Here is a 12,892-nt window from a genome sequence, read left to right as displayed (position 1 = left end):
TTGCAAGCACAATGGGTGGGTCGTTTGACGAAAATCAACGGCGGATTATATAGACTCGATCCGCGCCGATTTTCCGCCCCCGGACACGGACCTCGGCCCCCGCACAGACCCTGCACCACCGACCACCATGAAATTCAAAGGCTCAGAAAACTACGTCGCCACGCAAGACCTGATGCTGGCGGTCAACGCCGCCATCACGCTCAAGCGCCCGCTGCTGGTCAAGGGCGAGCCCGGCACCGGCAAGACCATGCTGGCCGAGGAAGTGGCCCAGGCGCTGAACATGCCCCTGCTGCAGTGGCACATCAAGAGCACCACCAAGGCGCAGCAGGGCCTGTACGAATACGACGCGGTCAGCCGCCTGCGCGACAGCCAGCTGGGCGACGAGCGGGTCAAGGACATCCACAACTACATCGTCAAGGGCGTGCTGTGGCAGGCCTTCACCGCCGAGGAGCCGGTGGCGCTGCTGATCGACGAGATCGACAAGGCCGACATTGAATTCCCCAACGACCTGCTGCGCGAACTCGACCGCATGGAGTTCTACTGCTACGAGACGCGCGAGCTGGTCAAGGCCAAGAACCGGCCGCTGGTGTTCATCACCTCCAACAACGAAAAAGAGCTGCCCGACGCCTTCCTGCGCCGCTGCTTCTTCCACTACATCAAGTTCCCCGACGCCACCACGATGAAACAGATCGTGGACGTGCATTTCCCCCAGCTGAAGAACGAGCTGCTGACCGCGGCCATGAAGACCTTCTTCGACATCCGCAACCTGCCGGGCCTGAAGAAGAAGCCCAGCACCTCCGAGCTGCTGGACTGGCTCAAGCTGCTGATGGCCGAGGACATCCCGCTCGAAGCCCTGCAGAGCCAGGACGACAAGGTCAGCGTCCCGCCGCTGGTGGGCGCGCTGCTCAAGAACGAGCAGGACGTGACCCTGTTCGAAAAACTGGTCTTCATGAACCAGCGCAACCGCTGAAAGCCCGCCATGGCCCAGCACCCGTTGATGGAAGGCCTGTCCGACGCCATCGGCTTCGTGGGCGGCGCACTGGCCGGCTTCGGGCTCGGCCAGTTGCTTGGACTGGACCTGTTCAGCGAAGGCTATGGCACCGCCAGCCTGATCGCCATCGCCCTGGTGGGCCTCGGCGGCGGGCTGGGCCTGCAGGCCGCGCGGCGCTGGCGCGCGGCACGGTCACCCACCCGCACCCCGGAGTAAACCCATGTGGCCTGAACCCATCACCTTCGTCGGTCTCAACGCACGGCTGGAACCCCTGGGCCAGCAGCACCACGACGACCTGGTGGAAGCGGTCAACGACGGCGACCTGTGGGACCACTGGTACACCGCCATCCCCACGCCCGAGGGCATGGCGGCCGAAATCGACCGCCGCCTGGGCCTGCAAGCCAAAGGCAGCATGTTGCCGTTTGCGGTCATTGCGCTCGAAGGCGGGCTGGCCGGGCGGGCGGTGGGCATGACCACCTACATGAACATCGATGCCACGAACCGACGCGTCGAGATCGGCTCCACCTGGTACCGCCGCGCCGTGCAGCGCAGCCCCGTGAACACCGAGTGCAAGCGCCTGCTGCTGAGCCATGCGTTCGAGCAGTTGGGCTGCATCGCTGTGGAGTTCCGCACCCACTTCTTCAACCACCAGAGCCGCAGAGGCATCGAACGCCTGGGCGCCAAGCTCGACGGCGTGCTGCGCAACCACCAGGTCAACCCGCACCCGGCCGCCGCCGGCAGCCTGCGCGACACCTGTGTCTACAGCATCATCGCCAGCGAGTGGCCGGCGGTGAAGGCGCACCTGAACCACCAGATGACCAAGCCCAGGGGCTGAACCCCAAGGAGGCCCCATGCTGATCGACTTCTTCTACACGCTGCGGGCGGCCAAGCTGCCGGTGTCGGTCAAGGAATACCTGACCCTGCTGGAGGCAATGCAGGCCGACGTGGTCGGGCCGCGCAACCCCGACGCCTGCACCATGGACGACTTCTACTACCTGAGCCGCACCGCGCTGGTGAAGGACGAGAAGCACTTCGACAAGTTCGACCGCGCGTTCGCCGCCTACTTCAAGGGCGTGGAGATGCTGGCCGACTTCACCAAGCCCATCCCCGCCGACTGGCTGCGCAAGGAAATGGAACGCCTCCTCAGCGACGAGCAGAAGGCCAACGCGCCCAAGATGGACTGGGACGAGCTCATGGAGACGCTCAAGAAGCGGCTCGAAGAGCAAAAGGGCCGGCACGAAGGCGGCAGCAAGTGGATAGGCACGGGCGGCACCAGCCCGTTTGGCAACGGCGGCCAGAACCCGCAAGGCATACGCATCGGCGGCAAGGGTGGCAACAAAAGCGCCGTCAAGGTGTGGGAACAGCGCGCCTACAAAGACTACGACGACAGCCAGGAGCTGGGCACGCGCAACATCAAGATGGCGCTGCGCCGGCTGCGCAAGTTCGCACGCGAGGGCCACGAAGACGAACTCGACCTTGACGGCACCATCCGGCGCACGGCGGCCAACGCGGGCTACCTCGACATCAAGATGCAGCCAGAACGTCACAACAATGTGAAAGTGTTGCTGCTGATGGACGTGGGCGGCACGATGGACGAACACATCGCCCGCGTCGAGGAACTCTTTTCGGCCACCAAGAACGAACTCAAGCACCTCGAGTACTACTACTTCCACAATTGTGTCTACGACTTCATGTGGAAGAACAACCGCAGGCGCTATGCCGAAAAGTTTCCCACCTGGGACATCATCCGCAAATACAACAAGGACTACAAACTGATTTTCGTCGGCGACGCGACGATGAGCCCTTATGAAATCCTGCAACCTGGTGGCAGTGTCGAATACAACAACGAAGAGGCGGGGGCCGAATGGCTGCAACGCCTGACCCACGCCTTTCCGAAGTTCGCCTGGATCAACCCGGAACCGCAGGGCGTGTGGCAGTACCGGCAGAGCATCTCCATCGTCCAGCAGATCATGGGGCACCGCATGTTCCCGCTGACCCTCAAGGGGCTGGAAGACGCGATGCGCCAGCTGTCCAAGTAAGGCCACGCGCGCTGCTGTGCGCGCTGCTGCTGGGCCTGGGCGGCGGCACCCTGTGCGCTCAGACCAGCACCCCCGAGGCCGCCACCGAAGCACCCAGCGTCGAAGCCGTGGCCGGCCCGCGTTTTGAGGTCGAGCTGCAAGCCCCCGAACCGCTGCGCAGCTTCCTGCTGCGCCACACCGAACTCCTGCGTTTTCGCGACCTGCCCGACCTGGACCGCACCGAGCTGGAACGCCTGGTGGCCCAGGCACCGGCCGACCTGAGGCAACTGCTGGCCACACAAGGCCATTTTTCGCCGGTGGTGAAACTGCGCGTGGCCGACCCCGACCCAGCCGGCGCCGCCCGGCCCCGGGTCCTGATCGAGGTCGACCCTGGCCCGGCCACACAGGTGGCCTCCGTGCGCATCGATCTGGCCCCGCAGGCCAGCGCCGACCCCGAGGCCGCCGCGCGCCTTCAGGCGGTGCGCGAGGCCTGGTCGCTGAGCCCTGGCCTGGGCTTTACCCAGGCGGCCTGGGACGAGGCCAAGGCCAGCACCCTGCGCAGCCTCACGGGCACGCGCTACCCCACCGCCCGTCTCGCGGAGAGCCTGGCCGACATCGACCCCGACAGCCACAGCGCCCACCTGAGCCTGGTGCTGGACCTGGGTGCCGCCTACACACTGGGCGAGGTGCGGGTGGAAGGCGCCAACCGCTACCCGGCCGAGAACGCCGTGCGCCTGGCCCGCCTGGCCGGGCTGGTGCCGGGACGGGTCTACGCCCTGGCCGACCTGCAGGCCGCCCAGCAGCGCCTGGCCGAAAGCGGCTACTACGCATCGGCCTTCGTCTATGTGGACACCGCCGGTCCGCCGGAGGCCGCGCCGGTCGTGCTGCAGCTGCGCGAGAGCCCGCGCCAGAAGCTGGTGCTGGGCGTCGGCGCCAGCACCGACAGCGGCCCGCGCCTGAGCATCGAGCACGTGCACCACCAGGTGCCCGGCCTGAACTGGCGGGCCACCACACGCGCCCGGCTGGAGCGCGATACACCTTTGCTGGAAGCCGAGCTGGCGTCGCCGGTGGACGATGGCGGTTGGCGCTGGAGCACCGGCGCGCTGGCCCAGCGCGAACGCAGCGACGATCTGGCCATCACCAGCCAGCGGCTGCGCGCCGGCCGATCCCACACCACCGCCGCGCTGGACCGCAGCTTCTACCTGCAGTACGACCGCGCCCGCAGCGACAGCGCGGCGCTGCGGGCGCTCGGACCACTGCAGGCCGAGTCGGCCGTCAGCGCCAACTACGCCTGGACGCGCCGCCGCTTCGACAGCCTGGTGCTGCCCCGCAGCGGCCACGGCCTGGCGGTGGAACTGGGCGCCGGCATGACCCTGGGCGGTACGGAAAACCTGCCCTACCTGCGCGGTCGGTTGCGTTGGCAATCGCTGTGGCCGCTGTCGGCCGGAGACAACGACGCCGGGCGCCTGGCGGTGCGCCTGGAGGGTGGCGCGGTGTGGGCGGCCGAACGCGCCCGCATCCCGGCCACGCAGCGGTTCCTGGCGGGCGGCGACGTCAGCGTGCGCGGCTACGGCGTGCGCGAGCTGGGCGTGGCCCAGGCCGATGGCAGCGTCCTGCCCGGGCGTTACCTGGGGGTGGCGAGTGTCGAATGGCAGCGCCCCATCCGGCGCAATGGCGTGCTCACCGACTGGGAGCACACCGTGTTCATCGACGCCGGCTCGGTGGCCGACCGGCCCACCGACCTGCGTCCACGCTATGGCGTGGGCACCGGCGTGCGCTACAACAGCCCGGTGGGGCCGCTGCAGGTCGACCTGGCCTACGGCCTGGAGACCCGGCGCTGGCGCATTCACCTCAGCGTGGGGCTGACGTTTTGAGCGACTCCACACCACCCGTCGTCACCGCCACACCTGCGACGCCCACACGACGCCGGCGCGGCCGGCTGAGGGGGGTGGGCAGCGGGCTGGCCTGGCTGCTGACATGGTGGCCCGGTGCCCTGCTGGCGCTGCTGGTGTCGCTGGCCTTGCTGATCGCGGGCTGGGCGCAGACAGCGGGCTCGCTGGACCAGGCGTTGCGCTGGGCCGCCGCGTGGACGGCCCAGCGCCCCGCCGAACGCGGCACGCTGGAGGTGCAGCTCGGCCCCCAGGCCGGCGGGAACCGGCTGATCGACGGCGGCCAGATCGAGCGGCTGCGCTGGTCGCACAACGGCCTCTCGGTGGACGCGCGTGGCATCCGCCTGCAATGGACACCCGCGGTGTGGCTGGGTCTGGTGCGTGGCCAGGGCCTGCGGCTGCGGCAACTGCGCATCGACGCGCTGGACATCGTCGACCAGCGCCCGTCCGTGCCCACCACGCCGCTGACGCAATTCACCCTGCCCCTGCAACTGGACCTGCCGCTGGATCTGGGCGCGCTGAACTACCAGGGCAGCGTCACCGTATCGACCGGCGCCTTGAGCGGTCGCTACCGCTACGACACCAGACAACAGCACGACCTGCAGATCGACACCCTTCAAGTGGCCCAGGGCCGCTACAGTGCCCGGCTGCAGCTGGGTGGCACCGCCCCCATGGCCGTCGAGGCCTCGCTGCAGGGCAACGTGAGCCTGCCCGCGCACCAGCTGCTGCGCGGCCTGGCGGCCCACCCGCTGCTGGCCCAGGGCACGTTGCGCGGCACCCTGGCCGGGCCCGAGGCCCGCCTGCAGCTCCGCGCCAGCCTCCAGCCGGTGTCATCGACACCGGCCGAGCAGGTGCAGCGCCTGCCCGAGGCCGACCTGCAGGCCACGCTGCGGCCCTGGGCCGACCAGCCGGTGGACAGCGCCGAGCTGAAACTGGAACGGGTCGACCTCGCCACGCTGTGGCCGGGCGCACCGCGCACGGTCTTGTCGGGCCAGGCCAGCGCCCGGCCCAGCGCCGCGGGCTGGTCGGCCGAGCTGGCGCTGAACAACCGCCAAAGCGGCCCCTGGGACCAGCAACGCCTGCCGCTGGAGCAGCTGCGGGCCAAGCTGCAGCAACAAGGCCCACGCTGGCAGCTGAACGAGCTGCAGGCCGTGGCTGGCCAGGGCAGCCTGCAGGGCGAGGGCGAACTGATGCCCCCCGCCCAAGCCGGCGCCAGCTGGCAGGCCACCGGTACGCTGCGCTGGCGCCAGCTCAACCCGGCCGCCCTGCACAGCGCCCTGCCCACCCAGCGGCTGGACCTGTCGGCCCAGGCCGGCAGCGACACCGCCCAGGCGACGTCGCTGCGGCTGCGCGCCCAGCCCAGCGCGGGTGCGTCCGCCGACAAGCATCCGTTGGCCTTGCAGGCGGCCGATCTCACGTTGCGCCAGAACGGCGACACCTGGACGCTGGACCAGGCACAACTGCAACTGCCGCAGGCCCGCCTGCAGGCCCAAGGCCAATGGAACAGCGCCCAGCGCAGCGGCAGCAGCCAGGGCGACTGGCAGGTGCCGGGCGCCAGTGGCCGCTGGCAGGGGCAACTCGCGGCCCGCAGCGGCGAGGCTTCCACCGAACTGCAGGTGCAACAGGCCGAACGCCTGCTGCCCTGGTTGCGCCAGATCAGCCAGCGTCTGGCCCCCGACACACCCTGGCCGGCCGACCTCGCCCTGCGCGGCCAGGGCCGCCTGCGCCTGGGCTGGCAAGGCGGCTGGACCGGTGGCCAGCAGGCCTGGGCAGCATGGTCGAACCCGAAAACCACGGCCTGGCAGCGGGCTCAAGGGCTGGCGGCCCTGCCCCTGGACCTGCAACTGGAACTGCCCCAACTCGATGTCCTGGCCCAGGGCAAGACCCTCCAGCTGAGCGGCTGGGATGCGCAGCTGCATCCCCAGGCTGGTGGCTGGCGCCTGAGTCAGAAGGGGCGCATCGGGTGGCAAGGCCACCGCATTCAGATCGACAGCGGCTGGAGCGCTCGGCCAGAGGCCGGTGGCCTCAGCCTCACGGCGGACCCGTTGACCCTGCAGGCGCAGTTGGCCGGCACGCCGGCGCGCCTGGCCAACTGGCAGCTGCAGCCAGGCGCACCCCTGGTGCTGCGCCTGGGCAACGAAGGCCTGGAACTCGCGGCTGGCCGGCTGCGGCTGGGCGCGGCGGCCATGGGCACGGAAGGGCTGGAGTTGCGCTGGGACACCAGCCACTGGCGCGCCAACGGCCCACTCGTCACGCGCGGCGAGCTGCGCGGCCTGCCACTGAGCTGGATCGACACCCTGACCCACAGCGACCAGGCGCCCGAGGGCCTGCTGGCCGACGCTGGCCTGGAGGGCGACCTGCTGCTCGATGGCCGTTGGGACCTGGACCTACCGGCACAGGGCACGGCCGGCGCGCGCGGCCAGATCACGCTGGAACGCCGCAGCGGTGACCTCGCGCTGCGGGCTGGCGGCCCTGCCGGCAACGTCGAGCCGCTGGCGGCCGGCCTGAAAACCGCCGCGCTCACGCTGGGCATCGCCGGCGCCCAGGTCCAGGCCAGCCTGCGCTGGGACAGCGCGCTGGCCGGCCAGATCGACGCCAGCGCCAGCAGCAGCTGGCAGGGGGGCATGGTTGGCCCACAATGGCCAGCCGACGCCCCCTTGCAGGGCCGGCTGCGGGCAGCCCTGCCTCAGGTCGGCCTGTGGTCTGCCCTGGCGCCTCCGGGTTGGCGCATGAGCGGCACCGCCCAGGCCGATGCCGAACTCTCGGGCACCCGCGCCGCGCCGCGCTGGAGTGGCCAGCTGGCGGGCCAGCGCCTGGCCCTGCGCTCGGTGGTCGACGGCATCGAGTTCGTCAACGGCGAGTTGCGCGCCAGCCTGCAGGGCGACCGGCTGGCCATCGAGCGCTTCAGCATCGAAGGACCGGGCGGGGCGGCCAGCGGCGGCAGCCTGCGCGCCACTGGCAGCGCCCGCTGGCAACGGCCAGGCACGGGGCCGGACCAGCCGGCGAAGGCCGAAATCAGCCTGCAGACGCAGGTGGAGCGGCTGCGCGTGTCAGCGCGGGCAGACCGGCGCCTGACCGTCAGCGGCGCGGTGGAGGCCCAACTCAGCGGCGCCCGGCTGCAGCTGCGGGGCAACCTGAAGGCCGACCAGGCGAGCTTCGTCCTGCCCGATGAAAACACCCCCAGCCTGGGGGCCGACGTGGTGGTGCGCCGCCGCAGCGATCCCCCCCGCAGTGGCGGCAACGGCCAGCGGGTCGAGCCCGACATCCAGCTGACGCTGGACCTCGGCGAATCCTTCGACGTGCGCGGCCATGGACTGGAAGCCCGGCTGGAAGGCCAGCTGCAACTCATCAGCACCCCGCGCCAACCCACGCCACGGGTGCTGGGCGAGGTGCGGACCAGCCGGGGCACCTACCGGGCTTATGGCCAACGGCTCGACATTGAACAGGGTGTGCTGCGTTTTGTCGGTCCCTACGACAACCCGGCGCTGGACGTGCTGGCCATCCGCCCTTTCACCACCCAGCGCGTGGGCGTGCAGATACGTGGAACAGCGCAGGCGCCGCAGGTGCGGCTCTACGCCGAGCCTGATCTGCCCGACAGCGAAAAACTGGCCTGGCTGGTGCTGGGCCGCAGCGCCGCTGGCGGCGGCGCCGAAGCCGCCTTGCTGCAACAGGCCGCCGTGGCCCTGCTCAGTGGCGGCTCGGGCGGCAATCCGCTGGGGCAGCTGTTCGGGCTGGACGAGGTCTCGGTGCGCGGCAGCGGGACCACCACCACGAACGCCAGTGGCGAGACGGTCAGCGGCGCCACGTTCACGCTGGGCAAGCGCGTGTCCAGCCGGCTCTACGTGGCCTACGAGCGCAGCCTCGCCGGCACGCTGGGCACCTTTTCGCTGTTCTACGACGTATCGCGCCGCCTGACCCTACGTGCCCGCACCGGCGAGGACAACGCGGTGGACCTGATCTTCACCCTGCCCTACGACTAGGCCCGCTACGCCACGGCATCCAGCGGTGGCGACGCCATCGTGGTCCCCGCGCCGGCCACGCTGGCGTACAGGTTGAGCGATGCGATGCGTTCGGTCAGGTTGCCTGGTGCGGGTGTCTGCGGCCCAAGGCCGGCATCACGCGCCAGGGGAGGCGCGCTGGCGCGCAAGGCGGTCGGCAGCTCGTCCTGCAGGGCTTGGCCGACGGCTTGGCTGGTCGCCGGGGTGTCCCGGCCGGCGCGGCGTGCGCTGTCGGCCTGGCCACGTGCCTGCGCCGAGGCCTCGCTGAGCCGGTCGGCCCGCTGCAGCAGGCCCTCGGCCTCGCTGCGGGCCTGGTCGCTCTCCAACGCCAACCGGTCGGCCCGGCTCTGCGCGGCCGCCGCGGCCCGCTCGGCCTGCAGCCGCTGGGCGGGCACATAGGCCCCAACACGAGCGATGCCGGCGACGTCCATGGTGTGAGTCAGCCGGCCCGCACCGGGTCCTTGCGCTGGGCTTCGGCCGGTTCTGGCGCCGACGGACCCGAGGCCCGGGCCACCTCGTCCTGCGCCGCCGCTGCCGCATCGGCCGCCTGGGCCTGCAGATCCCTGGTGTCGGTCCGGATTTCGGCGCGTGCCTCGGCCACCCGCGCCAGTTGTTCACGCGCTTGCGTGCTGATGTTGACCACCACCGAGGGGCGCGGCGGCTCCGCCGCGGTGTCGGGTGTGGCGCGGGGCGGCTGCGCTGGCGGATCGGCACGGCGCACCCCGGCCGCCGGACTGACGGCGGCCACGCTGCTGTAGCTGTTCACGGCGGAGTTGACGGGCAACATGGAGGCTCCAGGGAGACCACCGGGATCGCCGGTGCGCATTGACCTTATTTCACATTCTAGGGATCGCATTCCCCTAGGGCAAGCCTGCCGCCCGGGGCCGGTCCGAGGAACCCCGCCAGCATCGGTAGAATCGCCCGGCCCGCCGCCATAGTTCAATGGATAGAACGAGCGCCTCCTAAGCGCTAGATGCAGGTTCGATTCCTGCTGGGGGCGCCACATCCTGACGCTCAGGCGCGCCTTTTGCACTGAGGTCCATGCCAGCGGCCGCCAGCAGCAACAAGGCTTGTAACTGTGGCTCGGGCATGGGCCTGTGAAACAGATACCCCTGAGCCACCTCACAGCCCAGCTGTTGCAACACTTGAAGCTGCGCTTCCTGCTCCACGCCTTCAGCCACCACCACCAAACCCAGCGTCCTCGCCATGCTCAGGATGGCTGCGGTGATGGCCTTGTCGTCTTCGCGGATGGCAATGCCGCTCACAAAGCTGCGGTCGATCTTGACTTCGTGAATGGGCATGCGGCGCAGGTAGGACAGCGAGGAATAGCCGGTCCCGAAGTCATCGATACTGATCCGAAAACCACGTGCTGAGAGGTCTTCCAGCGCGCTCATGCCCGCCTCGCCATGGGCCATCACGGCATCTTCGGTCAGTTCGATGGTCAGCACCGCTGGGTCCAGTGCATGTGCTTTCAGCAGGCTGTTCAACCAGTGCGCAAAGCGGTTGTCGCGCAGCTGGCTGGGCGACACATTGATGGCTATCGACGGTGGCTGTATGCCCATGGCACGCCAGCGCAAAATGTCGCTGACCACACGGGCGGCGACACATTCCCCAATACCGTCAACGATGCCGGTGCGTTGAGCAATGGGAATGAACTCGGCTGGGGAGACCGGTCCCAATTCGGCGTCGGTCCAGCGAATCAATGCTTCCGCGCCGGTAATGGTCCGACTGGCAATGTCCAGTTTGGGTTGGTAGTGGACGTCAAACTGCCTCGCCATCAACGCCTTGCGCAAGCGGGTGCCCAAATGCTGGTCACGCTGCAGTTTCTGTTTCAGCGCCTGGGACGCATACTGGAACTGGTTCTTGCCCAGCTCTTTCGCTTGGTACATCGCGGCGTCCGCGGTTCGCAGAAGGCTGTTGGCATCGATGCCGTCCCCGGGGTACTGGCTGATGCCGATGCTCACGGAGACAAACAGTTCATGGTCGCCGCAGTCGCAAGGCTGGGTAAACCGCTGAATGATCTGTTCACCCATCAGGTCAAGGGCCTCGACATCCTGGCCTTCCAGCACCACAGCGAACTCGTCACCACCCAGGCGAGCCACGACGTCGGTGTCCCGGAAGCAACACCGCAGCCGCCGAGCCACCTCGATCAGCAAGGCATCACCCACATCGTGGCCCAGCGAGTCGTTGACGGTCTTGAAATTGTCGAGGTCGATGAACAGGACGGCGAGCACGCCGTTGTCGCGCTGCGCCCGGACGATCGCCTCACGCAAGTGCGCTTGCAGGCGGGTGCGGTTGGCCAGACCGGTGAGATCGTCCTCGTGGATCAAGCGCCGCAAATGACCTTCGGCGCGCATGCGCTGGATCTCGGTGCTGGTACGTGTCGCGGTGAGCTCCATCAACTGTCGGGCCAGCTGGCTGTCCGGCAGCTCGGCACGGCCCAGCACCACCAGCACACCGATGGGCAGGCCCTGGGCACCGCAGAGCTGCACGCCAACGTAGCTCTGCGCCTGCAGCGGTCCGGGCCAGGTAGCGTTGGGGTAGAACTGTTGCAAGCGCTGCGGGATGACTAGGCTGGGCTGTGTCAGCAGTGCCTGACATGGCATACCTCCCAGCTTGTAGGAAAAATTCGGAGCCCGCTGACCATCAGAACAGATGGCCAAGGTCGTTGCGTGCGGGCCTGCGGCTTGGTCAAAGACAGCCACGTAGGCGTGGTTGCCGCCAAACAGCCGCACCAGTTGCTGCACCAGGTTGCGGAAGAAGCTTTCACCATACGCCGCATCGCCACTGGTGGTGAGTTGGCGCAGCGCCTCGCTGAACCTGTGGGTTTGCTCCAGCTCCTGGGCCAACCGTTCATTGAGCGCTTCCAGTTCGACATGGCGCGCGTGCAGCCGCCCCTCCAGTTGCTCCTTTTGCACGTCCACCGCGCGCACATAGTGCAGGGTGCGCAGGTCGCTTTCGATCAGCTGCCTCAGTTGCTGTACCAAGGGCTGCCACGCCACCTCCTGCACGCAGGGGCCATCGGCACACACACACAGAGTCCCATACACCGATCGGTCGGGCCACAGCAGCGGCACACCGAGGTAACTGCCACGGGGCCCTTCAGCGGGTCCCGGCGACGTCACCGCCACGGACAACATCTCTCGGTCCCTGATCACCCGATGGCAAAAAAAGTCCGCCGGCAAGACCTGCCCCGGCTGCGGACCCCGACCCGCGCCCGCCGAGAGCATAACGACCATGCGTCCGTCGGGCTCCAGCCGCGACATTCTGGCGTCATGGTCCGCAATCAGCAACGCAAGAAGGTCAACTGTCTTCTGCCACTTGCGAAGGTATGGGGAAGGAATGAAGTTCATTCAGTGCAGCGCTCCCACTGCCCTACCTACATACACAGCTAGTGCGCTGCGTTTCCCCGCAGCACCTTGGCGACGGATTCAAACCGCAGGCGCCGCGCATCGCTGCTCAGCAAAGGGGCGAGTTCGCAGATGGCTCGAAAGTCGTCCTCGATGACGCCCTTGAGTTCCCGCAGCAGTTGTTGGTACGGCAGGCCATATTGGTGTTCCTTCGAGTCCAGCACGCAGACCGTACCAAAAATGCTGTCGTCCGGCCAGACCAGGGGCACGCCCAGGTAGGAAATCATGTTGAGTTTGATGTCCGGGTTGTGGTCCCACTGGGCGTCCACGAGGGCATTGGGCACCATCAACGCCTCTCGGGTGGCCATCACGGTTTCACAGTACAACCCCGTGCCCAGGTCCGCCATCTCGTGTTCTTCGTAGGGATTGTCCGCGCCCAGGCTGGCGATCAACACTTCAATCTGTTCGGGCCAGACCCGCATGACCAAGGCTGCTGGGACGCCGGCCGCATTCGCCATCAGATTGGCCATCTCTTGCCAGCGGTGCATGTAGTCGACCGGAATGTCCATTTTCTTATTCATTTGTGCTCCCTTCAAACCGCATTCTGACAAAGCGATTGACCTTTATTCACTATATATCAAGTGCT

Annotated in this window: 10 protein-coding genes and 1 tRNA gene; 7 read left to right on the top strand and 4 right to left on the bottom strand. The window is 68.2% G+C overall.

Going from position 1 to position 12,892, the window contains the following annotated elements; genetic code table 11:
* The first annotated feature begins 127 nt into the window (after positions 1-127).
* From AAHB17_RS05640 to AAHB17_RS05615, 6 genes are all read left to right on the top strand, one after another.
* The gene (locus AAHB17_RS05640; protein ID WP_342129519.1) at positions 128-970 is read left to right on the top strand and encodes an AAA family ATPase; all 843 of its coding nucleotides are present in this window, start codon (positions 128-130) and stop codon (positions 968-970) included.
* A 9-nt stretch (positions 971-979) separates the two neighbouring features.
* Positions 980-1,207, top strand: coding sequence for a hypothetical protein (locus AAHB17_RS05635; protein ID WP_342129518.1), 228 nt, complete (start codon positions 980-982; stop codon positions 1,205-1,207).
* A gap of 4 nt (positions 1,208-1,211) precedes the next feature.
* Positions 1,212-1,826: a GNAT family N-acetyltransferase gene (locus tag AAHB17_RS05630; protein ID WP_342129517.1), complete on the top strand. Its 615-nt coding sequence runs from the start codon at positions 1,212-1,214 to the stop codon at positions 1,824-1,826.
* Positions 1,827-1,842: 16 nt separating this feature from the next.
* Positions 1,843-3,030, top strand: a complete 1,188-nt coding sequence (locus AAHB17_RS05625) for a vWA domain-containing protein (protein WP_342129516.1) — start codon at positions 1,843-1,845, stop codon at positions 3,028-3,030.
* A gap of 107 nt (positions 3,031-3,137) precedes the next feature.
* Positions 3,138-4,883 (top strand): autotransporter assembly complex protein TamA, encoded by a 1,746-nt coding sequence (locus tag AAHB17_RS05620; protein ID WP_342129515.1) that lies wholly within the window; start codon positions 3,138-3,140, stop codon positions 4,881-4,883.
* On the top strand, positions 4,880-8,878 hold the full coding sequence (locus tag AAHB17_RS05615; protein ID WP_342129514.1) for a translocation/assembly module TamB domain-containing protein: 3,999 nt from the start codon (positions 4,880-4,882) through the stop codon (positions 8,876-8,878). Before AAHB17_RS05620 ends, AAHB17_RS05615 begins: the two co-directional genes overlap by 4 nt.
* Before the next feature lie 5 nt (positions 8,879-8,883).
* On the opposite strand, the gene AAHB17_RS05610 is transcribed toward AAHB17_RS05615, so the two are convergent.
* The gene (locus AAHB17_RS05610) at positions 8,884-9,327 is read right to left on the bottom strand and encodes a hypothetical protein (RefSeq protein WP_342129513.1); all 444 of its coding nucleotides are present in this window, start codon (positions 9,325-9,327) and stop codon (positions 8,884-8,886) included.
* An 8-nt stretch (positions 9,328-9,335) separates the two neighbouring features.
* Complete coding sequence (locus tag AAHB17_RS05605; protein WP_342129512.1) at positions 9,336-9,683, bottom strand: hypothetical protein; 348 nt, start codon at positions 9,681-9,683, stop codon at positions 9,336-9,338.
* 141 nt (positions 9,684-9,824) lie between these two features.
* Here AAHB17_RS05605 and AAHB17_RS05600 point away from each other — a divergent pair.
* Positions 9,825-9,899 (top strand) — tRNA-Arg (locus AAHB17_RS05600).
* On the opposite strand, the gene AAHB17_RS24720 is transcribed toward AAHB17_RS05600, so the two are convergent.
* Together AAHB17_RS24720 and AAHB17_RS05585 are read right to left on the bottom strand one after the other, a co-directional pair.
* The gene (locus AAHB17_RS24720; protein ID WP_446719560.1) at positions 9,859-11,253 is read right to left on the bottom strand and encodes a putative bifunctional diguanylate cyclase/phosphodiesterase; all 1,395 of its coding nucleotides are present in this window, start codon (positions 11,251-11,253) and stop codon (positions 9,859-9,861) included. The genes AAHB17_RS05600 and AAHB17_RS24720 overlap by 41 nt on opposite strands.
* A gap of 1,034 nt (positions 11,254-12,287) precedes the next feature.
* Complete coding sequence (locus AAHB17_RS05585; protein ID WP_342129509.1) at positions 12,288-12,827, bottom strand: GAF domain-containing protein; 540 nt, start codon at positions 12,825-12,827, stop codon at positions 12,288-12,290.
* Positions 12,828-12,892 lie beyond the last annotated feature (65 nt).

This window comes from Hydrogenophaga sp. OTU3427 (genome assembly GCF_038440225.1).
Lineage (GTDB): Bacteria > Pseudomonadota > Gammaproteobacteria > Burkholderiales > Burkholderiaceae_C > Hydrogenophaga.
Note: the sequence above shows the minus strand (reverse complement) of the source record. Positions and strands in the feature narration are given on the sequence as shown.